At 66.0% G+C, this 22,922-nt stretch carries 21 protein-coding genes, 1 tRNA gene and 1 pseudogene; 11 read left to right on the top strand and 12 right to left on the bottom strand.

Features of this window, described 5'->3' with window-relative positions; genetic code table 11:
- Positions 1-191 (top strand): hypothetical protein (locus AUC69_RS17790; RefSeq protein WP_204377223.1); only part of this gene is annotated, 191 nt, incomplete at its 5' end.
- 467 nt (positions 192-658) lie between these two features.
- On the opposite strand, the gene AUC69_RS00010 is transcribed toward AUC69_RS17790, so the two are convergent.
- Positions 659-1,933: an MFS transporter gene (locus AUC69_RS00010; RefSeq protein ID WP_069440347.1), complete on the bottom strand. Its 1,275-nt coding sequence runs from the start codon at positions 1,931-1,933 to the stop codon at positions 659-661.
- 217 nt (positions 1,934-2,150) lie between these two features.
- On the opposite strand from AUC69_RS00010, the gene AUC69_RS00015 reads away from it, so the two are divergent.
- Complete coding sequence (locus AUC69_RS00015) at positions 2,151-2,639, top strand: CDP-archaeol synthase (protein ID WP_069440348.1); 489 nt, start codon at positions 2,151-2,153, stop codon at positions 2,637-2,639.
- Here AUC69_RS00015 and AUC69_RS00020 read toward each other — a convergent pair.
- Positions 2,633-3,595 carry a metallophosphoesterase gene (locus AUC69_RS00020; protein WP_069440421.1) on the bottom strand — a complete coding sequence of 321 codons (963 nt, stop codon included), beginning with the start codon at positions 3,593-3,595 and terminating at the stop codon, positions 2,633-2,635. The genes AUC69_RS00015 and AUC69_RS00020 overlap by 7 nt on opposite strands.
- Positions 3,596-3,810: 215 nt before the next feature.
- On the opposite strand from AUC69_RS00020, the gene AUC69_RS00025 reads away from it, so the two are divergent.
- Entirely contained in the window at positions 3,811-4,227 is a 417-nt protein-coding gene (locus AUC69_RS00025; protein ID WP_069440349.1) for a DUF3617 domain-containing protein, read from the top strand.
- A gap of 199 nt (positions 4,228-4,426) precedes the next feature.
- Complete coding sequence (gene ppk2, locus AUC69_RS00030; RefSeq protein ID WP_280136604.1) at positions 4,427-5,329, top strand: polyphosphate kinase 2; 903 nt, start codon at positions 4,427-4,429, stop codon at positions 5,327-5,329.
- 7 nt (positions 5,330-5,336) lie between these two features.
- Here the strand turns inward: ppk2 and AUC69_RS00035 are convergent, their stop codons facing one another.
- Both AUC69_RS00035 and AUC69_RS00040 read right to left on the bottom strand, forming a co-directional pair.
- A complete protein-coding gene (locus tag AUC69_RS00035) occupies positions 5,337-6,059 on the bottom strand; it encodes a glutathione S-transferase family protein (RefSeq protein WP_069440423.1) in 723 nt (240 codons plus the stop codon).
- A gap of 114 nt (positions 6,060-6,173) precedes the next feature.
- Positions 6,174-6,263 (bottom strand) — tRNA-Ser (locus AUC69_RS00040).
- A gap of 160 nt (positions 6,264-6,423) precedes the next feature.
- Here AUC69_RS00040 and AUC69_RS00045 point away from each other — a divergent pair.
- Positions 6,424-6,741, top strand: a complete 318-nt coding sequence (locus tag AUC69_RS00045) for a hypothetical protein (protein WP_069440350.1) — start codon at positions 6,424-6,426, stop codon at positions 6,739-6,741.
- 36 nt (positions 6,742-6,777) lie between these two features.
- Entirely contained in the window at positions 6,778-7,434 is a 657-nt protein-coding gene (gene msrA, locus AUC69_RS00050; protein WP_069440351.1) for a peptide-methionine (S)-S-oxide reductase MsrA, read from the top strand.
- Positions 7,435-7,437: 3 nt separating this feature from the next.
- Here the strand turns inward: msrA and trpS are convergent, their stop codons facing one another.
- From trpS to AUC69_RS00080, 6 genes are all read right to left on the bottom strand, one after another.
- Positions 7,438-8,484: a tryptophan--tRNA ligase gene (gene trpS / locus AUC69_RS00055; RefSeq protein ID WP_069440352.1), complete on the bottom strand. Its 1,047-nt coding sequence runs from the start codon at positions 8,482-8,484 to the stop codon at positions 7,438-7,440.
- Positions 8,485-8,548: 64 nt separating this feature from the next.
- The gene (locus tag AUC69_RS00060; RefSeq protein ID WP_069440353.1) at positions 8,549-9,439 is read right to left on the bottom strand and encodes an HpcH/HpaI aldolase/citrate lyase family protein; all 891 of its coding nucleotides are present in this window, start codon (positions 9,437-9,439) and stop codon (positions 8,549-8,551) included.
- Positions 9,440-9,515: 76 nt separating this feature from the next.
- Positions 9,516-11,075: a murein biosynthesis integral membrane protein MurJ gene (gene murJ / locus AUC69_RS00065; protein ID WP_069440354.1), complete on the bottom strand. Its 1,560-nt coding sequence runs from the start codon at positions 11,073-11,075 to the stop codon at positions 9,516-9,518.
- A gap of 54 nt (positions 11,076-11,129) precedes the next feature.
- A complete protein-coding gene (locus AUC69_RS00070) occupies positions 11,130-13,925 on the bottom strand; it encodes a [protein-PII] uridylyltransferase (RefSeq protein WP_069440355.1) in 2,796 nt (931 codons plus the stop codon).
- A gap of 30 nt (positions 13,926-13,955) precedes the next feature.
- Positions 13,956-16,688 carry a DNA mismatch repair protein MutS gene (gene mutS / locus AUC69_RS00075; protein ID WP_244500022.1) on the bottom strand — a complete coding sequence of 911 codons (2,733 nt, stop codon included), beginning with the start codon at positions 16,686-16,688 and terminating at the stop codon, positions 13,956-13,958.
- Complete coding sequence (locus AUC69_RS00080; RefSeq protein WP_069440356.1) at positions 16,688-17,413, bottom strand: DUF6869 domain-containing protein; 726 nt, start codon at positions 17,411-17,413, stop codon at positions 16,688-16,690. The genes mutS and AUC69_RS00080 overlap by 1 nt, the downstream gene beginning before the upstream one ends.
- A gap of 318 nt (positions 17,414-17,731) precedes the next feature.
- Between AUC69_RS00080 and rph the strand changes: the two are divergent.
- The 3 genes and pseudogenes from rph to hemW all read left to right on the top strand — a co-directional run bounded on the left by rph (position 17,732) and on the right by hemW (position 20,192).
- Positions 17,732-18,444: pseudogene (gene rph / locus AUC69_RS00085) on the top strand (ribonuclease PH).
- Entirely contained in the window at positions 18,437-19,054 is a 618-nt protein-coding gene (gene rdgB / locus AUC69_RS00090; protein ID WP_069440357.1) for an RdgB/HAM1 family non-canonical purine NTP pyrophosphatase, read from the top strand. The pseudogene rph and the gene rdgB overlap by 8 nt, the downstream one beginning before the upstream one ends.
- Positions 19,044-20,192 (top strand): radical SAM family heme chaperone HemW, encoded by a 1,149-nt coding sequence (gene hemW / locus AUC69_RS00095; protein ID WP_069440358.1) that lies wholly within the window; start codon positions 19,044-19,046, stop codon positions 20,190-20,192. The genes rdgB and hemW overlap by 11 nt, the downstream gene beginning before the upstream one ends.
- Here the strand turns inward: hemW and AUC69_RS00100 are convergent.
- Both AUC69_RS00100 and AUC69_RS15760 read right to left on the bottom strand, forming a co-directional pair.
- Complete coding sequence (locus tag AUC69_RS00100; RefSeq protein ID WP_244500012.1) at positions 20,189-21,049, bottom strand: penicillin-binding protein activator; 861 nt, start codon at positions 21,047-21,049, stop codon at positions 20,189-20,191. The genes hemW and AUC69_RS00100 overlap by 4 nt on opposite strands.
- Positions 21,046-21,381, bottom strand: a complete 336-nt coding sequence (locus AUC69_RS15760) for a hypothetical protein (protein WP_083238931.1) — start codon at positions 21,379-21,381, stop codon at positions 21,046-21,048. The genes AUC69_RS00100 and AUC69_RS15760 overlap by 4 nt, the downstream gene beginning before the upstream one ends.
- 233 nt (positions 21,382-21,614) lie before the next feature.
- Between AUC69_RS15760 and rsmI the strand changes: the two genes are divergently transcribed.
- Both rsmI and AUC69_RS00110 read left to right on the top strand, forming a co-directional pair.
- Positions 21,615-22,550: a 16S rRNA (cytidine(1402)-2'-O)-methyltransferase gene (gene rsmI, locus AUC69_RS00105; RefSeq protein WP_069440425.1), complete on the top strand. Its 936-nt coding sequence runs from the start codon at positions 21,615-21,617 to the stop codon at positions 22,548-22,550.
- 2 nt (positions 22,551-22,552) lie between these two features.
- Positions 22,553-22,912, top strand: a complete 360-nt coding sequence (locus tag AUC69_RS00110; protein ID WP_069440359.1) for a YraN family protein — start codon at positions 22,553-22,555, stop codon at positions 22,910-22,912.
- The last annotated feature ends 10 nt before the right edge of the window (positions 22,913-22,922 follow it).

Consider the following 22,922-nt stretch of genomic DNA (forward strand, 5'->3'; position numbering starts at 1 on the left):
GGCCTCCGATAGTGCTCGGCATGCTGTACCGGACGGTGCTCGGCCTCGGACGCTGCGGCAGGGGCGCCTGTCGGCGCGGTTCGGCCTCAGGCGGTGCCGCGCGGCGGCGCTCGTCTTGCACCGGCGCCGCACTGGTCAGCCGCCGATACTCGACCTCCATGAGCGTCGTCACGGCCTCGAGCTCGGCCTGAAGGTCCTCGACCTTGGCTGATGCTCCCGCTTCAACTGCTCGATTAGTTTTTCGAATTGTGCCTGTGCTCCATTTATTTGCTCCTCGAGGAAGCTGGCACGGTCTTGTAGGTCCCCGCGAATATCACGCATCGAATCGCCCCCTAGTAACTGACCTCAACAGAACAGAACGCCATGCCGAGGAGGGGAATGACCGCAAGCCCTTAGGCCCGCCGACCGCCGCCCGGCAAGTACGCAAAAACTGATACGGAAAAGCGCCAAACGCAGCCTCAGCCTTGGCGCTCGGCCGTCATATTACCCCCAACCGACTGTCGAGTCTCGCATTTGCGGACACGGCCCGACTCATTCAACATTGGCGCGAGCCTTAGAGAGAAGCGCCCGCTCCTGGTCCCGCCCTGAGAGAAGACCCCTAAGACAAAACCAAGACGCTTTTTGAACAGAAGCGGCGGGCGCAGAAGATGAGGCGTCGTTATCTTGTCAACTGGCGGGAGACGATCGCCTCGGTCCCCGCATTTTTCTCGTGTTTGGGCGGCTTTGGCTTGGCGGTCTCTGGCAGGAAGGCCGCGAGCAGACCGATGGCGGGCAAAAAGGCGCACACATGGTAGACGAAGGTGATGGAGGTGGCGTCGGCGAGCCGGCCGAGAAGGGCCGCGCCGATGCCCGCGATGCCGAAGGCGAGCCCAAAAAACAGCCCCGCCACCATGCCGACCCTGCCCGGCAAGAGACTTTGCGCGTAGACGATGATGGCCGGGTGGGCGGAGGCGAGGATGACGCCGATGATCACGCTGAGCACGGCTGTGCCAAATAGCCCCACATACGGCAGCGCCAAGGTGAAGGGCAGCACGCCGAGGATCGACCACCAGATCACCCGCCGCGTGCCGATACGGTCACCGATCGGGCCGCCGATCACCGTGCCAGCCGCGACCGCGCCCAAGAACAGGAACAGATAAAGCTGCGCGGTCTGCACCGGCAGGTCGAAGGTGTGGATCAAGTAGAAAATATAGAAGCTCGTGATCGACACCAAGTAGAAGTGCTTGGAGAAGGTGAGCGTCACCAACAGGCCGATCGAAATCGCCACCTTGCGGCGCCCAAGCGCGGCGATGGCCTCGCGCTCCTCGGCGGGCGCGGCGCGCTTCAGCTTCAGGGTCTTGCCATACCAGGTGCCGACGCCCGTCAGCAGCACCATGCCGAGCAGCGCCACCACCGAGAACCAGGCGATGGTGCCTTGGCCGTAGGGGAGCACGACGAAGGCGGCGAGCAGCGGCCCGAGCGCCGTGCCGAAATTGCCGCCCACCTGGAACACCGACTGTGCCATGCCGTGGCGGCCGCCCGAGGCGAGGCGCGCCACGCGCGAGGATTCCGGGTGGAACACCGAAGAGCCCATGCCGATCAGCGCCGCGGCGACAAGCACGGCCGCATAGGTGGAGGCGAAGGCGATCAGGATCAGGCCGAGGAGCGAAGACCCCATGCCGACCACCAAGGAGTAAGGAGTCGGGTAGCGGTCGGTGATGTAGCCGACGAGCGGCTGCAGCACCGAGGCGGTGGCCTGGAAGGTGAAGGTGATGAGCCCGATCTGCGCGAAGTCGAGCGCCAAGCCCGTCTTCAGCATCGGATAGATCGCCATGATCAGCGACTGGATCACGTCGTTCAGCATGTGACAGACGCTGATGGCGGCGAGCACAGCCACCGCGGTGCGGGGGGCCGCGCCGGTTGAGGGGCTGTCGTTGTGCGCTTCCGTCGACATGACGCGTGAGCCTTTGCAAGACTAAGGCGGGCAGACGTGACTGAGTTGGGGAGACTTGGGCCAAACGGCGGGGTTGAGGCAAGGGGGCAATTTGCCCGTTTGTCTCGCCGCGCCAGCCCCGAGGGGCCATATGCCCTAGAGACTGGTGCCCTAGAGACTAGCGACTTGAGCGATCGGACGAGGCGGGTTGGCCGGCGAACCAGCAGGGATCTCCTCCATGCAGCCAATGTTGATCTTCGAGCTTCTCGTGCTGGTGACCGTGGCCAATGCCGCGCCGCCCCTCGCCAAAAGATTGCTCGGAGATACGCTCGCCCAGCCGCTCGATGGCGGCGCCAGGTTCGTCGACGGGCGGCCTCTCTTTGGATCCACGAAAACCATCCGCGGCATTGCGGTTTGTCTCGTGGCAACACCCATCGCCGCCATGCTGCTGGGAATGGGCTGGGAGATCGGTTTGGTGGTCGCCATCGCGGCCATGGCCGGAGACCTCGTCTCCAGCTTCACCAAACGGCGGCTGGGACTTCCGTCAAGCAGCCGGGCGATCGGACTCGATCACATTCCGGAATCGTTGTTTCCGTTTATCGCGAGCCGGCTACTGCTGCCGGTGACCGTTCTCGACATCGTGACCGGTACGGCGATCTTCTTCGTCGCTTCGCTGATCGTGTCCCGCATCCTGTTCAAGCTCGGCATCCGCGACGAGCCTTATTGACCGGCGCGACCGGCGTCCGTCCGGGTGAGCCGGTGCAGGGTGATCTCGGGCGGACAGTTGAAGCGCACCGGCACGACGGACGAGCCGGCGCCGACGGCGGTGTAGCCGATCATCTCGTGGTGGCGCCAGGCCCCCGAGCCCAAGCCGCGGGGCAGCACCGCGCTCAGCGTGATGGGGATCCCACCCGGAAGGCAGATCTGGCCGCCATGGGTGTGGCCGCTCAGCAGCACGTCGAAATCGGCGTGCGCGGCCTGCCGGTAGATCTCCGGTGTATGCGTGACGAGGATCGAGAACTCCTCGTGGGGAATGGCGTCCGCCGCCTTCTCGATATTGTCCATGCGATAGAAATGCGCGTCGTCGACGCCGGCGAGATGAATGCGCTTGCCCTCACGCTCGACGATCTCGGCCTCGTTGAGAAGCATCCGCACGCCCATCTGCTCCAGACCCGGCACCATGAGAATGGTGTCGTGATTGCCGAGCACGCCATAGACCGGGCCCTTCAGGGCGGCGCAGACCTTGGCCATGCCGGCGAGCGACGCCTCATACGGGCCCCAAGTCTTGCCGCGATAGTCTCCGGTCAGAATGCAGAGATCGTAGTTGAGATCTTTGACGAGCTCGATCACGCGCGCCATGGCGGCCTCGCTCATGTCGACATGGAGGTCGGTGAGCTGGAGGATGGTGAAGCCGTCGAAAGCCTCGGGCAACCGCGGGACACCAATGACATTGCGCTTGAGCTCGACCTTCGCCGCGTTGCGCAAGCCCCGCCAATAGAGACCGGTGGCCATGAGCACGGCGCGGATCGCCATGTGCCCCAGGGTCAGGTTCTCGATATGGAAGAAGTTGATGCCTTGGCCGAAGACCTGCGCCTCATGATCCCTCTCGATGCCGAGGCGCTGGCGCGCGTGCCGCCGGCCGAGGCGCTTCTCCAGGATCGCAAGGACATCGTCATCGGTCATGGCGGGACACATGTCACTTCAGCCCAGATTTGTCATGGGCCGAAAGCCTGGGCGTGACAATCGCGCGGCGATTGAATTTTGCCAATGCAGATCGAGGAAGAGTGCCGGCGCCCTTTTGGCACGATGCCCGGTCCCGGCCGTTGGCGGCGTCTCGGTTCTCTGTCACAGCACAAAGGTCCCGCAAGAGGGCTTCCCGCAACAATCACGAGGGCCGCATGAGACATCTTCTGTTTGGCGCCGCGCTCTGCACGGCCCTGCTATCCGCCGCTCCGCTTCACGCGGCCATCGACGCCGTACCGTCGCGCAAGCCCGGCTATTGGGAGATCACCACAGTGGCGCCCGTTTCCGGCATGACCAAGATCAAAGTCTGCATCGGCGAGGACGACGACATCGTGCGGCCCGAGGGCGGCGATTGCACCGAACCCAAGCTGACGCCGCTCAACGAGGGCGTCATCGTCGATGTGGTGTGCACCACCAAAGAGGGCAAGCAAACCATCAGCACCACCTTCACCGGCGATTTCGACACCCGCTATCACGCCATCCTGAAAACGACCTTCGATCCGCCGCTGGGCGCCATAAGCCACATGGGCGTGAATATCGACGGCAAGTATCTCGGGCCCGACTGCCCCTAGGCGGGGGGCGGCGGCCGAGTAGGCTTCCACACAGAACCTCGCGCGCCCTGCTTGCAACCGCTGGCACATGCATTGCACAACTTGCTCCGGTTGTAGCGCAAGCGCGATGTCGCGTTTGCGCTGCACAAGAATGCGGCGATTTTCCCGGGGCGCGCCTCAGCTGTAGTCATTCCGCCCCCCGGCACACACTGAAGTGGGGGTGACCGTGGACGCCATGACCAAGGAAGCGAAGAAGGCCAAGAAGCAGAAAAAGAACGGCAAACATCTCTCTGACGAGGACCTCGCCGCCGCCGACCTGCATGTCGGGGACCTTAAGGCGAAGACCAAGAAGATCAGCACCAAGGCCTATGAGAAGGAACTCGCGCGCCTTCAGGTCGAACTGGTCAAGATGCAGGAGTGGATCAAGCACGAGAAGCTGCGTGTCGTGGTGATCTTCGAGGGGCGCGACGCCGCCGGCAAAGGCGGCGTCATCAAGCGCATCACCGAGAGTCTCAATCCGCGTCTGTGCCGCGTCGTGGCGCTGGCGACGCCGTCGGAACGCGATAAGACGTCATGGTACTTCCAGCGCTACGTGCCGCATCTGCCGGCCGCCGGCGAAATGGTCCTGTTCGACCGCAGCTGGTACAACCGCGCCGGCGTCGAACGGGTGATGGGCTTCTGCAGCGACATCGAATATCAGGAGTTCCTGCGCAGCTGCCCCGAGTTCGAGCGCATGCTCGTGCGGTCCGGCATCATCTTAGTCAAATACTGGTTCTCGGTGAGCGACGAGGAGCAGGAGCGGCGCTTCCAGAAGCGCATGAACGACCGCACTCGCAGCTGGAAGCTGAGCCCGATGGACGTGGAGTCGCGGTCGCGCTGGGTCGACTATTCGCGCGCCAAGGACACCATGTTCGCCCATACCGATATCAAGCAGGCGCCCTGGTATGTGGTGAAGGCCGACAACAAGAAGCTGGCGCGGCTCAACTGCATCACCCATCTGCTCAGCATGGTCGAGTATGGCGATCTCACGCCGACCCCGCCGCAACTCCCGCCGCGGCCCAAGGCCGACGACTATGTGCGCCCGCCGATGGAGGACCAGAACTTCGTGCCGGACTACTGGTAGGACGACCTCAAGCGACCCAGCGAGCGATCTCCGTCTGCTCCGGAAAGAATCGCTCGGCCATGCGTCCGACATAGCGCTTGAGATTGCCGTGGCCTTCGACCGCGCCGCGCAGCGGCGTCTCGAAGGAAGGACAGAGCCCGCCGACGACAAAGGCGAAAACGGTGGCATCGAGACCGGTGGGCTCGGCGCTCATCATGAATGGCTTTTCGGCGAGGAACGTCGCCGCGGCATCGAGCGACCGCGTACCGAGCGCGACGATCTCCTCCGGCGTGTGGCGCCCCATGCCATGGCCCTGGATCTCGGATCGAATTTGCCGCCGCGCCATACGCCGGACGACCAGACGCATAGGCATCGGCACCCGATCGAAGTAGCCCGACGTGACGCGGAAGTTGTTCTCGTCAACCCAGCGGGAGTGCAGGAACGCCCAATAGGCGTGGTCCTCCAGCATCTTCTCGAAGGCCCAAGCGACGGCGCGCTGCTCGGCGTCTAACCCGCGATCGAAGTCGATGCCGTATTTCTTCTCCAGGTGTTCGCGGATGAAGGTCGAGTCCGCGATGACCTCGCCGTCGTCCTCGATATAGGGCAGCTTGCCCTTCGGCGCCTTGTTGAAGCCTCCGGTCTGCACTCGATAATCGAGCCCGGCCATCTTGAGCAGAGTCTCGACCTTGGTCACGAACGGGCTCATGTCGGGGAGCCCGAACGCCTCGCCGAATGCGTAAAGGGTGATCATCGAGGCCATCTCGTGCTGGCGCGGCTAAGCTGGCAGCGATTGTCCCGACCGCTGATGTCAGGAGTGAGGCATCGGGCACGGCACGGCGAACCGCGGGCATTGCAGGCGCATTCCTGGCGGAGAGAGAGGGATTCGAACCCTCGAGACGGTTACCCGCCTACACGCGTTCCAGGCGTGCGCCTTCAACCACTCGGCCACCTCTCCCAGAATAGGAATGCTTCCGGAAAGCGGCGCACTATACCGAAGCGCCCTCCCCATTCAAGCGAGCCTTGCGAGATCGCCGGAACGTGACCAAAGCACCGTTTGAACGTGATCGGACGATGGCTTATGTAATCGGAAACTCGCGATTGGCCACTTATCGCTCATGCTTCTGATCCTTCGCATTCTCGGCGTCTGGCTGCTGTTGCTCGCCATGGTCGCCGCCGTCGTCGACGCCACCAAGAGCCTGGCGGGGGGCGGCGCGTGGGTGGTGACGCCCATGGGCGAGCAGTGGCGGCAGCTGGCGCCCGACACGCTGACCGTCTCGAAGACCTGGATCGAGACCACCGTCGGCAAATGGCTGTGGGACCCGGTGATCGTCGCCATCCTGAGCGCGCCGACCTGGGTCGTGTTCGGCATTCTCGGCGTGTTCCTCTATTGGCTCGGCCAAAAGCGCAAGCCGGTCGAGGTGTTCATCAACTAGCCGGACGTTCGGGGGGACGGCCAAACGGAGACCTCCATGTTCAGCTTCTCACGCAAACCTCTTTCTATTCCCTCGCCCGACGAGGCCCTGCCCGGGCGCGCCGAGCCCCTGCCCACGGCGGAGCAGCATTACGTCCTCGGCGGCGCCCTGAAAGGCCCCTACCCGGAAGGCGCCGAGACGGCGATCTTCGGCCTCGGCTGCTTCTGGGGCGCGGAGCGAAAATTCTGGGAGCTCGACGGCGTCACCGTGACGGCGGTGGGCTATGCGGGCGGATCGACGCCCAACCCCACTTACGAGGAAGTGTGCTCCGGGCGCACAGGGCATACCGAGGCCGTGCTCGTGGTCTTCGACCCGAAGCGCATCGGCTATGACGAACTGCTGAAAGTCTTCTGGGAGAGCCACAACCCGACCCAAGGCATGCGCCAGGGCAACGACGTCGGCACCCAGTACCGCTCCGGCATCTACTACACGTCCGAGGATCAGCGGCGGGCGGCGGAAGCGTCCAAAGCGGCCTATGAGGCGGCGCTCCGCGCGAGCGGCATGGGACCCATCACCACCGAGATCAAGCCTGCGCCCACGTTCTATTTTGCGGAGGGCTACCACCAGCAGTATCTGGCCAAGAACCCGGCCGGCTATTGCGGGCTCGGCGGCACGGGCGTCTCCTGCCCCATCGGCACCGGGGTCGAGGCTTAGGCTCTAGCTGCGGATGAAGCCGACGATGTCCTTGGTCTTGGCCAGGATCGGATCGGCAATGGCGTGCGCGCGAGAGGCGCCGTCGGCGAGAATCCGGTCGATCTCGACCGGATCGGCCAGGAGCCGGCGCATCTCGTCGCCGATGGGCGTGAGCTTCTCCGTGGCGAGCTCGGCCAGCGCTTCCTTGAACTTCGAGAAGGGCGCGCCGCCATATTGACGCAACACCACATCTTTTTGCGTGCCCTGAAGCGCCGCATAGATGCCGATGAGGTTGTCGGCTTCCGCGCGCGCCTCGAGCCCCTCCACCTCGGACGGCAACGGCTCCGGATCGGTCTTCGCCTTCTTGATCTTCTTGGCGATGGCATCGGCGTCATCGGTGAGGTTGATGCGGCTCAGATCCGACGGGTCTGACTTCGACATCTTCTTGGTGCCGTCGCGGAAGCTCATGACCCGCGTCGCCGGTCCGGCGATCAGCGGCTCGGGCAGCGGGAAGAAGCCGCCCGGATAGTCGGCGCGCGCAATGGTCTTGGCGAAGTCGTTGTTTGACTTCTGGGCGATGTCGCGGGCGAGTTCGAGATGCTGCTTCTGGTCCTCGCCGACCGGCACATGGGTCGCGTGATAGAGCAGAATGTCGGCCGCCATGAGGTTCGGATAGACATAGAGACCCGCGCTCGCGTTCTCGCGGTCCTTGCCGGCCTTCTCCTTGAACTGGGTCATGCGGTTCAGCCAGCCGAGGCGGGCCACGCAGTTCAAGATCCAGGCGAGCTCGGCGTGCCCTGACACCTGGCTCTGATTGAAGATGATCTGGCGGGTGGGATCTATCCCTGCGGCAATGAAGGCCGCCGTGACCTCGCGCGTGTTGTGGGTCAGCTCGTCCGGGTCCTGGAACACGGTGATGGCGTGGAGATCGACCACGCAATACAGGCACTCATGCTCGTCCTGAAGCGCCACGAAGCGGGTGATGGCGCCGAGATAGTTGCCGAGATGGAGATTGCCCGTCGGCTGGACGCCCGAGAAGACCCGGGGCTTATGTTTGCTGTTCTCTTGCATGGCCCGCGCGTTATGGCTTGGGGCAGGCTTTCGCGCAAGCGCACTCAGCGCAAGGACCAGACAGCTAGCCGCAAGCCTTCTCCATCTGGCGGATCTGCTCGGCGATGGCCACGGTGCGCTGGGCCATGGCGAAATGCAGCCGCTCCACCATGTGCCCGTCGACCACGATGACACCCTTCTTCTCGTTCTCCGGCTGGCCGAAGGCGTCGATGACCTGACGCGACCAGTCGACCTCCTCCTGGGTCGGCGAGAAGATCTCGTTGCACGGGCCGACTTGGCTCGGATGGATCAGCGTCTTGCCGTCCATGCCGAGGATGCGGCCGCGCTCGCACTCGTCGCGCAGGCCCACCTCGTCGCGGAAGTCGTTATAGACGCCGTCGATGATGTCGAGCTTGTAGGCGCGCGCGGCGACGAGCGTCATGGCGAGCCAGGGCACCACGGCAAAACGGTCGTGGAGCGCCCGGGCGCGCGATTCCTTGATGAGGTCGTTGGTGCCCATGACGAGGCAGGAGAGGCGGTTGTCCTTGTAGACGGCGGTGGCGGCGATGGTGCGCGCGTTGAGGATGGCCATGGGCGTCTCCATCATGGCCCACAGCCGCACCTTCTCCGGCGCGTGCACGCTTTGCAGGAGCTTGGCGGCGGAGATGATGTCGCCGGAATGGATCACCTTGGGCACGAGGATCGCGTCGGGCGCGGCCTCGCACGCGGCGATGATGTCTTGAGCGCCCCAGGGCGTCTCCAGCGCATTCACCCGGATCACCACCTCGCGGCCGCCATAGCCGCCTTCCTTGACGGCGGCGCAGACTTGCTCGCGCGCTTGGATTTTGGCATCGGGCGCCACGGCGTCTTCGAGGTCGAAGATCAGCGCGTCCGCCGGGATGGCTTTCGCCTTTTCCAGCGCGCGCGTGTTGGAGCCTGGCATATAGAGCGCGCTACGGCGCGGCCGACCTTCCATGGCAATTCCCCGCTTTTGTTGCGCTGCAACATAGCGGAGAGCGGCGCGGAGGCAAACCACGCTTTTTTGGCGGAAATCAGCGGCCGAGCAGGTCCTTGAGCAGGGTCCGGGGCTTCAGCGCGCCAGCGAAGGCGCCCACGACGAGATAGGTCCCGAGCCCGACGCCGATCAGCCCTGCGAGCGCGAAAATCTGCACGAGCAGGCCGCGATCCGGCGTGAACCACGGATCGAGCCAGGCCGTCAGGCCCCACAGCACGGCTCCCATGGCGAGGCTGGCCAGGACGATGCCGACGAAAGCACGGCGGAATTGATCGTCGAGCTCGAATTCGCCGCGGCGGCGCAGCTCGGCCGCGAGCAGCACCACGTTGATCCAGCCGGTGAGGCTCGTGGCGATGGCGATGCCGACGGCACCCAAGATGACGAACAGCGCGTAGCTCAAGGCCGCGTTGGCCGCCATGGCGATGCCCGCGTAGATCATCGGCGTCTTGGTATCCTCGCGGGCGAAGAAGCTCGGCTGAAGCGCCTTGATCAGCACATAGGCCGGCAGGCCGATTGCGAGCGCGGAGAGCATGCCGGCGGTGGCGCGCGCATCGACCGTGGTGAAGGCGCCGCGCTCGAACAGCACGCGCATGATCGGCCACGAGGCGATGAACAGGGCCACCGCGGCGGGCACCGTCAACAGGAGCGAGAATTCGAGCGCGCGGTTCTCGCTGTCGATGACCGCTCTATGATCGCCTGTGCGGAGCTTGTGACTGAGGTCCGGCAGCAGCACCACGCCAACGGCGACGCCGATCAAGCCAAGCGGCAGTTGGAAGATGCGGTCGGCGTAATAGAGCCACGACACGACGCGGTCCTGAAGGCTCGCGATGATCGTCGAGATGACGATGGTGATCTGCGCCATGCCGCCGGCGATCATTCCGGGCACCGCCAGTTGGAGCAGGCGCTTCATGTCCGGCGTGAATCTGGGCCGTTCGAGCTTGAGACGGAGCCCGGCGCGGATCGCGGCGAAGGCGACGACCGCGACCTGAAGCAGGCCTGAGACCACGACACCCCAGGCGAGTGCCACGCCGGCGATGGTCTGCTCGCCGGTTCCCGTCGCCACCAGCCCGAGCAATACGAGGATCAGCACGACATTGAGCAGGCTCGGCGCGAAGGCAGCCGCGGCGAAACGGCCGAGTGTGTTGAGGAGCCCGGTATAGAGCGCAACCCACGACATGAAGACGAGATAGGGGAGCGCGATGCGACCCAAGAGCACGGCAAGGCGGAACTTGTCCGGGTCCTCGGCGAAGCCCGGCGCCAGCAACAACATGAGCCAGGGCATGGCGATCTCGGCCAGGATTACGAAAGCAAAGAGCACCAGCGTGAGCCCGCTCAGCGCCAGCGCCGCGAAGTCGCGCGCCGCGGCGTCACCTTGGGCGTGAAGCTTCTTCGTGAAGAGCGGGATGAATGCCGCGTTGAAGGCGCCCTCGGCGAAGATGCGCCGGAACATGTTGGGCACGCGGAAGCCGACGAAAAAGGCGTCGGTGATGGACGAGGCGCCCAACACGGCGGCGATGAGCATGTCGCGGACAAAGCCGAGCACACGACTGATGACGGTCATGCCGCCGACGGTGGCGAACCCGCGATAAAGCTTCATGGCGTACTCTGATGCGCCAGGCCTTGCGGCCCGGCAAGAGGAAGGACAACGCGGCTACATGGAGGCGAGCGCCGATTCCTGGCGTGTCACGAGCACCTTGGTCAAGCGCTCGCGGATCAGCGACTCGCGGCTCGAGCTCGTGATCTTCTTGCCCTTGAGGTCGGTCACGTAGAAGACGTCGACGGCCTTCTCGCCAAAGGTGGCGATATGCGCCGAGGCGATGTCGAGATTGAGGTCGGAAATCTCGCGGGTCACGTCATAGAGCAGGCCGGGACGGTCTAGACCGTTGATCTCGATGACCGTCAGCGCATCGGACAGGGTGTTGTCGAACACCACTTGCGGCTCGACGGTAAAGGCGGACAGCCGCGACTTCGGCTTCCTCTTGTTCTCCATCACGTCGGCGGCGCGAGCCTCGCCGCTCAACAGGCGCTCGATATTGACGGCGATCTTGCGCGCGCGGCGCTCTTCGTCCTCCGCCTGGTCGAACTCGCGCTCCAGATGAATCGTGTCGAGCGCCATGCCGTCACGGGTGGTGGAGATCTGCGCGTCGACGATGTTGGCGCCGGCGCCGGTGCAAGCGCCCGCGACCATCGCCAGGAGCCGCGGATGGTTGGGCGCGAGCAGCGTCACCTCGGTGACGCCCCGGAAGGCGTCGGTGGAGATATGGGTGACCACGGTGCGGTTCTGCGCCTCGGCGTCGCGCACCAGCTTGGCGTGCTCGGCGATGACGTCGAGATCGGTCCGCAGCCAATAGGCGGGGTAATGCCGGTCGATGAAGCGCTCGAGGTCCTGATGGGGCCAGCCGGCCAGGCGCTCGCGCAAGGCGTCCTGCGCGCGGGACATGCGCTCGGTGCGGGTCAGGGTCGTGTGGCCGCCGCCGAGCAGCGGCTCGGTCTCGAAATAGAGCGTGCGCAGGAGCTGGCCCTTCCAGCCGGTCCAGGTATCGGGGCCCACGGCGCGGATGTCGGCGACGGTGAGGATCAAGAGGAGCTTCAACCGCTCGCGGCTCTGCACGATCTCGGCGAAGTCGCGGATGGTCTTGGGGTCGTTCAGGTCGCGGCTCTGGGCGAACAAGCTCATGGTCAAGTGATGCTCGACGAGCCAGGCCGCGGTCTCGGTCTCCGACGCGTTCAATCCCAGGCGCGGCCCCAGCTCTCGGGCGATGCGGGCGCCGGCGATGGAATGATCTTCGTCGCGGCCCTTGGCGATGTCGTGCAGAAACGCCGCGACATAGAGCGCGCGCCGGTTGTCGATGGTGCGCACCACCTCGCTCGACACGGGATGGTCGATCGACAGGCGACCGCGCTCGATGCCGGAGAGGAATCCCATGGTGCGGATCAAATGCTCGTCCACGGTGAAGTGGTGATACATGTTGAACTGCATCATCGAAACGACGCGGCCGTAGTCGGTGAAGAAGCGGCCTAGCACGCCCGCCTCGTTCATCTTGCGCAAGGTCCCTTCGGGATCGCGCCCGTCGGTGATTAGCTTCAAGAATAAGCGGTTCGCGGTCGGGTCGTTGCGCAGATCGTCGTCGATCAGGCGGAAATTGGCCCGGAGCTGCCGCAGCACCTCGGGCGAGAACGCGGCTTGGTTCTCGTCGGCGAAGACGAACAGGCGGATGAAGTTCACCGGGTCCTTGACGAAGGCGTCCTTGTCGACGGTGGAGATGCGGCCGTTCTCGATGCGAAAATCCGAGGTGCGGCGGAGCTTGGCGCGGCGGCGCCAGCTCAAAGGTCCGAGCAGGGTGTCGAGGCTCGGCACGGACTTCAACTGCTTGATCTCGAGCGCCGAGCAGACGATGCGCGTCAGCTGCCCCACTTCCTTGGCGACGAGGAAATAGTGCTTCATGAAGCGCTCGACCGCGCTCAAGCCGGCATGACCGCGATAGCCGAGACGGTCGGCCATGGCACGCTGCAGGTCGAAACTGAGGCGTTCCTCGGGCCGGCCGGTGAGGAAATGCAGATTGCAGCGGACCGTCCACAAGAAGAACTCGCAGCGGCGGAAGCTGCGATACTCATGGCGGGTGAAGACGCCAGCCTCGACGAACTCTTCCTCGGCCTTGTCGGGATAGAGATGCTTGGCGAGCCAGTGCAACGTGTGCAGATCGCGCAAGCCGCCGGTGCCTTCCTTGATGTTGGGCTCAACAAGATAGCGCGAGGCGCCGGCGCGTGAATGGCGGGTGTTCTGCTCGGCGAGCTTCGCCTCGATGAAGGCGCGGGCATCGGCGTCCAGGACGTCCTTGCGGAAGCTCTGCTGGAAATCGTCGAACAACTGCTCGTCGCCGAGGATGAGACGCGCATCGAGCAGCGCCGTGCGGATGGTCATGTCGGCGAGGCTGAGCCGGACGCATTGCGCGATGGTGCGCGTGGCATGGCCGACCTTGAAGCCGAGATCCCACAACAAATAGAGCATGTATTCGGCGACGCTCTCGCCCCAGGCGGTTTGCTTGTAGGGCAGCAGGAACAGGAGATCGATGTCGGAGCCCGGCGCCAGAAGTCCGCGGCCGTAGCCGCCTTGCGCGACCACCGCCATGCGCTCGGCGGTGGACGGGTTCTTGGACTGATAGACGTGCTCCGTGGTGAAATCGTAGGTGAGGCGGATCAGCGCGTCCTGGAAATCGGACAGGCCTTGGGCGCAAGCGCGGCCGTCGCCGTCCTGCTCCAGTTGCCGCTTGGCGGCCGTATGGGCTTTCTCGACGAGCGGCTTCAGGTAGCCGACCAGCGCCGCGCGGAGCTGCGTATCCTGCGGCTCATGCGCTTTCGCCAGCTTCGCGGTCTCCTGGCGCAGGAGATCGAAGTCGAAATAAGGCGCCGGCAGGTGAGGCGCGGATTTTGGTGCGGTTTGGTCCATGGCGGGCGAAGACTCTAGCACATCACCGCTTTACGCTTCGCTTTCAAGCATGGTCTTAAGCCGGTACAGGGCCTCGAGCGCCTCCTTCGGCGTCATGGCGTCGGGATTGAGGGCGCCAAGCGCCTGCTCGAGCGCCGAGGGCTCCGACAGGCCAGGCGCCGGCTTGGTGGCCTGGAACAGCGGCAGATCGTCGGCCAAATCGGTAGGTTTTGGCCGTCCGTCGGCCTTCTCCAGCTCGTTCAGCACCTCGCCGGCGCGGGCCAGGACAGGCGCGGGAAGCCCGGCGAGCTTCGCCACATGGATGCCGTAGGATCGGTCGGCGGCGCCAGGCACGACGCGATAGAGAAACACGATCTCGTCCCGCCACTCCTTGACCTCGACCGTGGCGTTGGCGGCATGGGCGAGCTTGTCGGCGAGCGCGGTCAGCTCATGGTAGTGGGTGGCGAACAGCACGCGCGAGCGGTTCACCTCGTGCAGATATTCGAGCGCCGCCCAGGCGATCGATAGGCCGTCGAAGGTCGCGGTGCCGCGGCCGATCTCATCGAGCACCACGAAGGATCGCTCCGTGGCTTGATTGAGGATCGAGGCCGTCTCGACCATCTCCACCATGAAGGTCGAGCGGCCGCGCGCCAGATCGTCCGCCGCGCCGACCCGGCTGAACAGGCGGTCGACGATGCCGATATGGGCGGATTTCGCCGGCACGAAGGAGCCGGCCTGGGCGAGCACCACGAGCAGCGCGTTCTGGCGCAGGAAGGTTGACTTGCCAGCCATATTGGGGCCGGTCACCACGAGGATGCGCGTGCCGCCGCCGCTTTCCTCGCCCAGCCGGCAATCGTTGCCGATGAAGCCGGCCCCCTGCCCGCGCCGCAAATTCTGCTCGACCATGGGATGGCGGGCCTCGTCGACGGCGAAGACGAGGCTGCCGTCGATCTTGGGCCGCACATAATTCTCCTCCGCGGCCAACTCGGCGAGCGCGGCATAGTGATCGAGCTCGGCGAGACCGGCGCCCGCCGCCGACAACGCCTGCTCCTGACCCAGGACCTCGCCGACGAGCTTGGCGAAGATGTCGAGCTCGAGCGCCAGCGCGCGATCGGCGGCGGAGGTGATGCGCGCTTCGAGCTCGGCGAGCTCGGGCGTCGAGAAGCGGACGGCGTTCGCCATGGTCTGCCGGTGGATGAAGGTCTCCACATGGGGCGGCTTGGTCAGCGTCGGGGCATGCAGGGCGGTCACCTCGACGAAATAGCCGAGCACATTGTTGTGGCGCACCTTGAGGCCCTTGACGCCGGTGGCGTCGGCATAGGTCGCTTGCAGACCGGCGATGACTTGGCGGCTGCCGTCGCGCAAAGCGCGATGCTCGTCGAGATCGCCGTTGAAACCTTTGCGGATGAAACCGCCGTCGCGCGCGTTGACGGGAAGCTCCTCATGAAGCGCCGCCGCCAGCGATTGCTCGATCCCGATCGGTGCGGCGGCAAGCCGTTCAACGATCCCCATCAGCTCGCGCGGCAGGCCCAGGCCTCGCCGACGCGCAACACATGCGCTCCAAGATCGTGGGCGGCGAGGATGGCGGCACCGCACCGCGCCGAGATCGCGCGGGCCGCCGCGGCCGAGCGCCAGCCGCGCCAGCGCGCGGGCAAGGTCGGGCGCCGCCTTCAACGCCTCGCGCACGGCTTGGCGGAGGCGCGGCTCGCCGGCGAGATAGGCGACGGCGTCGAGGCGCGCATTGACCAGGTCGATGTCGGTCGATGGGCTGGCGAGGCGGCTCGCCAATTCCCGGGCGCCGGCGGCGGTCACCGTGCGGTCGATGGCCGCCAAGAGACTTCCCGCCCGCGCGCCTTGGTTGGAGCGGGCGAGCTCCAGATTGGCGCGGGTGGCCGCATCGATGACGAGAAGACTGCCGGCGATCTCCTTGCGCGGCGGCCGCAGCAGCGGCGCCCGGCCGACCTGGGTGATCTCCACATAGGTCAGGAGGCCGGCAAGCGCAGCAAGCTCGGCGCGGGTGAAATCGCCGAAGGCATCGAGCGCGGCCACGCCGAGCCGTTCCTTCAAGGCGCGCTCGCCGCGCACGGAGTCGAAATGCGCGCGCGGGCTCGGCGTCATTGCCGCTCCCGCCTCGTCAATGAGACGGCGTATCTCGGCATCGCCCGCCATGTCGTCACCGACCAAAACCTCACCGGGCTTGATGCGGGCGAGCTCGCCGGGAAGATCGCTCAAGCGCACCGAGGCGGCGATCAATTCGCCGGTCGAGATGTCGATCGAGGCCAGCGCGCACGAAGGCTCGGCGTTCTCCTTGGCAGGCGCGCGGAACAGCGCGGTGAGAAAATTGTGTGCGCGCGCGTCGAGCAGCGACTCCTCGGTCAGGGTGCCTGGCGTCACCAGCCGCACCACGTCGCGCCGCACCACGGATTTGGGCCCGCGCTTCTTGGCGTCGGCCGGATCCTCGGTCTGCTCGCAGACGGCGACCCGGAAACCTTGGGCGATCAGCCGCTGGAGATAGTCGTCGGCGGCATGCACCGGCACGCCGCACATGGGAATGTCCTCGCCGCCATGCTTGCCGCGCTTGGTCAGCGCGATGCCGAGCGCGCGCGAGGCGACCGCCGCGTCGTCGAAGAACATCTCGTAGAAATCGCCCATGCGATAGAATAGGAGGCTGTCGGCATTGGCCGACTTGATCTCCAGATATTGCGCGATCATCGGCGTGGCGTCGGCTGCGGGCGCCGGCGGTGCGCTGGGCGTCGGTGCGCCGTCCGCCATTTCCGCGCCCATCACTGGACTTCGCCTCTCGCCTTTTCGAGGCGCTCGGTCACCTCGGGGCTCATGCCGTAGAACCAGACGCCGCAGAGCAGGTTGCGGAAGCGGAGATCGCGTTCAGCCTCGGCGACGACGGCATCGATGACGGGACCGTCCTCATCAGGCAGCAAATCCTCGAGCAGGCCTGCGGCAAGCAGGCCCAGCACGTTCTGGTTCTCCTCGATGGCCAGGATCGCCTTCACCAGCTCGAGAGCCGCCAGCGGATCATTGCTGACGAGGTCGCTCTGGAAATCGAACAGCGCATACCAATTGCGGTCCCGCTCCCTATCACGGTCGGACCGCACGGTGATCTCGACCCAGGCGGCGGCAAGATCCTTCAGTGGCAGAGCGGCGAAGTCGGTCGGCTCGTCGTCGCTGAGACGGCTGTCGCGCCATTTCCGGAAGGCCGGCTCGTCGGCGATGGCGAGCAGGCGCCGCTTGGCCTCGGAGCTCACGACCAGGCCGCCGGCGATCGATCCCGCTAGGCGCCCCATCAGCCAGCGCAAGCGCGGCTGCCGCAGGGCCAATTCCTGCAAGCGGCCGGCGACGCGCGGGGCATGGACGTTGAGAAGCTGGCCGAGCAGCTTGCCTTCGGCCAGCAAGGCCACGATCTCGTCGTCGGGCTCATCGTCGAGCTCGTCGGCGGCGATGAACGCGACCGCGCGCTCCGGGTCATCCTGGGCGAGGCCGTCGAAATACATCTCGAAGCGTGGTTCCGTCGGTCTGGTGGCGCAGGTCGACGAGGCTCACCTCCCGCCAGGCGCGCACCAGATCAGCGACGGGCACCGAGGCGAGCCGCGCCTCCACCTCGGCGCTGGAGGGTAAGGCTTCGGCTTCACCGCCAGAGGGGTCGCGGAATCCAAGAACTTCGTCGCACCAGCCCATCTTTACGGTCGTATCCGCTCCCTCAGGCCCGCACAAGGCTGGCCCCCGCAACAGTTGGGGAAAGGACTTTTCCCCCGGCGGAGCGCCCTATAGGGTGCGCGGCTTCAGCCAGGCTTTGAGGAGACCTCGTTATCATCCGCCCGTCCAAACGCGCCTACGACGCGCTCCGTCCCATCAGCCTCGAACGCGCCGTCTCGCGTCATGCCGAAGGCTCCTGCCTCGTCCGCTTCGGCGAGACCCATGTGTTGTGCACGGCGACGGCCGGCGAATCGGTACCGCCGTGGCTGAAGGGGTCCGGCCGCGGCTGGGTGACGGCCGAATACGGCATGCTGCCACGGGCCACCAACCAGCGCACGCGGCGCGAGGCGCCTCCGGCAAGCAATCGGGCCGTACCCAGGAGATTCAGCGGCTAATCGGCCGTTCGCTGCGCGCGGTCACCGACCTCAAGGGCCTCGGCGAGAAGCAGATCATCGTCGACTGCGACGTGCTTCAGGCGGATGGCGGCACGCGAACAGCTTCGATCACCGGCGCTTGGGTGGCGCTGCACGATGCGCTGGCCTGGATGGCGGCGCGGAACATGACCAAGGACGGGGTGCTGCGCGATCACGTCGCCGCCGTGTCCTGCGGGCTTTACGGCGGCGAGGCGGTGCTCGACCTCGACTATGCCGAGGACTCCGAGGCCGACGCCGACGCCAATTTCGTGATGACGGGCGCGGGCGGGATCGTCGAGGTGCAAGGGACGGCGGAGACCGATCCGTTCAGCCAAGAGCAATTCGACTCGCTCATGCTGCTGGCCCGGCAAGGCATCGCCGAGCTGGTCGAATTGCAGAAGCTGACCGTTGCTTAGTCCCGGCGCACTCCATCGCGGCTCGAAGCTCGTCATCGCCAGCCACAACGAGGGCAAGGTGAGGGAGTTCGGCGAGCTCTTCGCGCCGTTCGGCATCGAATGCGTGGCCGCCGGCAACCTCGATCTGGCCGAGCCCGAGGAGACGGGCACCACGTTCGAGGCGAACGCACTGCTCAAGGCGCGGGCCGCCGCCGCCTCGGGCCTGATGGCGATCGGCGACGATTCCGGGCTGAGGGTGGAGGCGCTCGGCGGTCAGCCGGGCATCCACTCGGCCCGCTGGGGCGGTCCCACCCGCGATTTCGGTCTCGCCATGGACCGGGTACATGACGAGCTGGAGGCGACCGGCGGCGCCTACCGGCGTGCCAATTTCACCTGCGCGCTGGCCCTAGCTGCGCCCAACCGCCAGGATGTGGTGTTCGTCGGCAAGGTGTTCGGGTCGATCACCTGGCCGCCACGCGGGTCACGCGGATTCGGCTATGATCCCATCTTCGTGCCGGACGGCCACAACGAGACCTTCGGCGAGATGGAGCCCGCGCTCAAGAACGCGCTGTCCCACCGGATGCGCGCCTTCGAGCAGATGATGGACGCAACCTATTCCAATGCCGAGTAGCGAGCCGTTCGGCGTCTATGTGCACTGGCCGTTCTGCCAGGCCAAATGTCCGTATTGCGACTTCAACTCTCATGTGCGCCACGGCGGCATCGATGAGGCGCGGTTCCTCGACGCCTATCTCACCGAGCTTGCGCATTTCGCGGCGCGCGCGCCCGGCCGTAGCGTGTCCAGCATCTTCTTCGGCGGCGGTACGCCGTCGCTCATGCAGCCGCGCACGGTCGAGGCGATCCTCGCGGCCATCGCCGCGCATTGGGCCGTCGACGGCGACGCGGAGATCACGCTCGAGGCCAATCCCACCAGCGTCGAGGCGGAGAAGTTCGCGGGCTATGCCGCCGCCGGCGTGAACCGGCTGTCGCTCGGAGTTCAAGCGCTCGACGATGCCAGCCTGAAGGCGCTGGGGCGGCTGCATACGGCGGACGAGGCGCTTGCCGCGCTCAGGATCGCCCACAAACATTTCGGCCGAGTGTCGTTCGATCTGATCTATGCGCGCGAAGGCCAGAGCGCGGAGGCTTGGGCGCAAGAGCTCACGCGAGCGCTTGAGCACGCGGGTGATCACCTGTCGCTCTACCAGCTCACCATCGAGGACGGCACGCCATTCGCCGCGCGCCACGCTGCCGGAACCCTGCACGTGCCCGGCGCCACGAAGGCGAGCGCGCTGTATCTCCTGACCCAGGAACTTTGCGAGGCGGCGGGCTTGCCGGCCTACGAGATCTCCAACCACGCGCGGCCCGGCGCGGAATCGCGCCACAACCTGCTCTATTGGCGGGGTCACGATTATGCGGGCATCGGCGCCGGCGCTCACGCACGCATCACCGAAGGCGGCGCCAAGCGCGCGCTGTCCACGATCAAGTCGCCGGAGAGCTGGCTCGCCCAAGTCGAGGCGCGCGGTCATGGCCTCACCAGCGACGAGGCGCTGAGCACCGCGGAGACCGCCGAGGAATATCTGTTGATGGCCTTGCGCCTGGCCGAGGGCATGGATCTCGCCCGGTTGAAGGCGCTCGGCGGAAGGGCGCTCGACGAGGCGCAGCTCAACGCCTTGGAGGGCGATGGGCTGCTCGCCCGCGACGGTACCCGGCTCAAGGCGACGCAATCCGGCCGGCTCGTGCTCGAGCGGCTGATCCTCGAGCTTGCCGCCTAACTAATAAGTCGATGCGGTGGCGAAGCTGCGCGGCCGGCGTCGATCATTCGCGGGCCGCCGTCCTGCACTTCGAGAATGGCGAGGCCGCGCTCGGAGGTGCCGTCCGGCAGCAAGCGGAACAAGCCGTCGACGCCGGCAAAGCCGCTGGCGCGGGTGAGCTGCGAAAACGCATAGCGCTGACCTTGCGGGTTCTGCGCCAGGGACACGGCGAGGCTCATGGCGTCATAGCCGAGGCTGGCGATGCGCGGCGGCGTGCCGCCGAAGGTCTTGGCATAGCTCTGGGCGAAGTTGCTCCAGCCCTTGGGGTCCGGCGCCGGATACCAGCCGCCGATCAGCGCCTTCTCGCGGCCGACATTCGGATAGTCCCATTGGCCGGTGCCGACGAATTGCAGCTTGGCGCTGGTGATGCCGGCCTGGGCCAGCAGCGGCGCCAGCGACGGCAGCTCCTCGCGCCCAGCGGGCAGGAACAGCGCATCGATCTGCCGGCCCGACTTGACGGCATTGGCGATCTGCTGAACCGCGCCGGACATGTTGCCGGAACCGAAGCTGGCGCGGACCGGGGCGGACCCGCCACCCGACGCCACGGCCTTGGCAAAGGCAGCCTCGGCGATGCGGCCGTAAGCGGTTTGTGGCACCAGGACCGCGAAGTTGCGTTTGCCGCGCGACATGGCGAAGGAGACGATGCGCGGCACGTCGCGCCCCGCCAGGAAGCTCAACAGAAAGACGCCGTTGCCGGCGACCTTCTCGTCGCTCGAGAAGGCGATCATGGGTATGCCGGCGCGGCGCGCCACTTGTGCGGCGCTGCGGACCTCTTGGGCGAAGAGCGGGCCGATGATCAACTCGGCGCCGTCCTTCACCGCGTCCTCGGCGGCGATGCGGGCGCGTCGGGCGTGCCCTTGGTGTCTTTCGGCACCAGCGAGATGTTCGGGTTATCGAAATCGAAGAGCGCAAGCTCGGCCGCCTGCTTGATCGCCTTGGCCACGTTCCGCGTCGAGCCGGGCGCGGTGATGGGCAGGAGCAGCGCGATCTTGACCGTGCCCGGCGCGTCCGTGACGGTACCGCCGGGAAATGTCGGGCCACCGCCACCACCAGGTGCACCGCAGGCGGCGAAAAGGGCCGCCACCACCATGGTGGCGAGCACGAGCTTGATGGCGCCGAGATGCTGACGAAGAGTTTGTGGAAGCCGCATGGCCCCTTCTTGTGCTTAGCGGGAGAGCGCTTATCGCGCCCTTGGTGCCGGTCCATCGTTACGCCCGTCGCAGGTGGCCGATGGCGCCGGACGAAGCCTTGACCGCAACTATGGCTCAATCTTGATGGACGCGGGCGGACTATATCACGTAACGTTTCGGCGACCAGGGCAAGGCGCGCTGCTCCTTGACGCAGGATAAGTCCTTGGAGCGGCCGGCAAATGCAGGCGAGCGCGTGCAAGATCATCAACCAGATCATCGCCATGACGACGCCGCGGCGCGGACGATCGCGCGCGCTTCTGAGTCGCTTGCCGAGCTGATGGCACGGCCGCTGCCGCCCGGGCTCTATCTCGTGGCGACGCCGATCGGAAATCTCGCCGACATCTCGCTCAGGGCGCTGTCGGTGCTGGCGCGCGCATCGGTGATCGCCGCCGAGGACACTCGCCACTCCTTGCGGCTGCTTTCGCATTTCAACATCCATGCGGAGATGACGCCGTATCACGAGCACAATGCCGAGCGGGAACGGCCCAAGCTTCTCGCCCGCATTCGCGGCGGCGCCGCGGTGGCGCTCATCTCCGATGCCGGCACGCCGCTCGTCTCCGATCCCGGCTACAAATTGGTGCGCGAGGCGCTCGACCAGGGCTTGACGGTGACCAGCATTCCCGGCGCCTCCGCCGTGCTCGCCGGCCTGACCAGCGCCGGCCTGCCAACCGACACCTTCCTGTTCGCCGGCTTCCTGCCGCCGAAATCGGGCCCGAGGCGCGCGCGGCTCACCGAATTGAAAGCCGTGCCGGCGACGCTGATCCTGTTCGAGACGGGACCGCGCCTGGCCAAGAGCTTGGCCGAAATGACGCAGGTGCTGGGGCCGCGGGACGCGGTGATCGCCCGGGAGCTCACCAAGCTCCACGAGACGGTGACGCGCGGGCGCTTAGACACGCTCGCCGGCGAGACCGAGGAAAGCGAGACGCAGAAGGGCGAGTTCGTGGTGGTGATCGCGCCGCCGACCGAGGAGGAGAACGAGGTCACCGACGAGAAGATCATCGCCGAGCTCAGCCACGCGCTTCGATCCTTGAGCTTCCGCGATGCGGTGCGCGGCGTCACCGACGCGCTGCAGGTCAAGCGCGCCCGCGTCTACGAGCTCGGACTGACGCTGACGCGCAAGTCGGACTGATCATGCGGGCGGCGCGGACGAGAGCCTATCGCCGCGGGGTCTTCGCCGAGCGGCTCGCCGCGGCGCTGTTCCGCCTCAAGGGCTACGCAATCGTGGCGCGGCGCTACAAGACGCCGGTAGGCGAGATCGACCTGGTGGCGCTGAGAAACAGGAGCCTCGCCTTCGTCGAGGTGAAACGGCGCAAGTCCCAAGACGACGCGGCGTGGACGTTGCCGACCCGGCAGCGGCGGCGCATCGTGCGCGCCGCGCAATATTGGCTCGCAAGCCATCCCGAATTTGCCGGATACGACATGCGCTTCGACGTGGTGCTGACCGCGCCATGGACCTGGCCCCGCCATTTGGAAAATGCATTTCCTGTTTGACGTGGACCGC

Origin of the sequence: Methyloceanibacter superfactus, assembly GCF_001723305.1 — a bacterium.
GTDB lineage: Bacteria > Pseudomonadota > Alphaproteobacteria > Rhizobiales > Methyloligellaceae > Methyloceanibacter > Methyloceanibacter superfactus.

Excerpts from the sequence above, each read along its gene's own strand:
- AUC69_RS00080 (WP_069440356.1), bottom strand. The coding sequence starts at position 17,413 with ATGTATTTCGACGGCCTCGCCCAGGATGACCCGGAGCGCGCGGTCGCG.
- trpS (WP_069440352.1), bottom strand. The coding sequence starts at position 8,484 with ATGCAAGAGAACAGCAAACATAAGCCCCGGGTCTTCTCGGGCGTCCAG.
- AUC69_RS00035 (WP_069440423.1), bottom strand. The coding sequence starts at position 6,059 with ATGATCACCCTTTACGCATTCGGCGAGGCGTTCGGGCTCCCCGACATG.
- hemW (WP_069440358.1), top strand. The coding sequence starts at position 19,044 with ATGCCGAGTAGCGAGCCGTTCGGCGTCTATGTGCACTGGCCGTTCTGC.
- AUC69_RS00025 (WP_069440349.1), top strand. The coding sequence starts at position 3,811 with ATGAGACATCTTCTGTTTGGCGCCGCGCTCTGCACGGCCCTGCTATCC.
- murJ (WP_069440354.1), bottom strand. The coding sequence starts at position 11,075 with ATGAAGCTTTATCGCGGGTTCGCCACCGTCGGCGGCATGACCGTCATC.
- AUC69_RS00045 (WP_069440350.1), top strand. The coding sequence starts at position 6,424 with ATGCTTCTGATCCTTCGCATTCTCGGCGTCTGGCTGCTGTTGCTCGCC.
- AUC69_RS15760 (WP_083238931.1), bottom strand. The coding sequence starts at position 21,381 with ATGCGGCTTCCACAAACTCTTCGTCAGCATCTCGGCGCCATCAAGCTC.
- AUC69_RS00010 (WP_069440347.1), bottom strand. The coding sequence starts at position 1,933 with ATGTCGACGGAAGCGCACAACGACAGCCCCTCAACCGGCGCGGCCCCC.
- mutS (WP_244500022.1), bottom strand. The coding sequence starts at position 16,688 with ATGGGCGCGGAAATGGCGGACGGCGCACCGACGCCCAGCGCACCGCCG.
- AUC69_RS00070 (WP_069440355.1), bottom strand. The coding sequence starts at position 13,925 with ATGGACCAAACCGCACCAAAATCCGCGCCTCACCTGCCGGCGCCTTAT.
- AUC69_RS00015 (WP_069440348.1), top strand. The coding sequence starts at position 2,151 with ATGCAGCCAATGTTGATCTTCGAGCTTCTCGTGCTGGTGACCGTGGCC.
- AUC69_RS00060 (WP_069440353.1), bottom strand. The coding sequence starts at position 9,439 with ATGGAAGGTCGGCCGCGCCGTAGCGCGCTCTATATGCCAGGCTCCAAC.
- AUC69_RS00110 (WP_069440359.1), top strand. The coding sequence starts at position 22,553 with ATGCGGGCGGCGCGGACGAGAGCCTATCGCCGCGGGGTCTTCGCCGAG.
- AUC69_RS00020 (WP_069440421.1), bottom strand. The coding sequence starts at position 3,595 with ATGACCGATGACGATGTCCTTGCGATCCTGGAGAAGCGCCTCGGCCGG.
- msrA (WP_069440351.1), top strand. The coding sequence starts at position 6,778 with ATGTTCAGCTTCTCACGCAAACCTCTTTCTATTCCCTCGCCCGACGAG.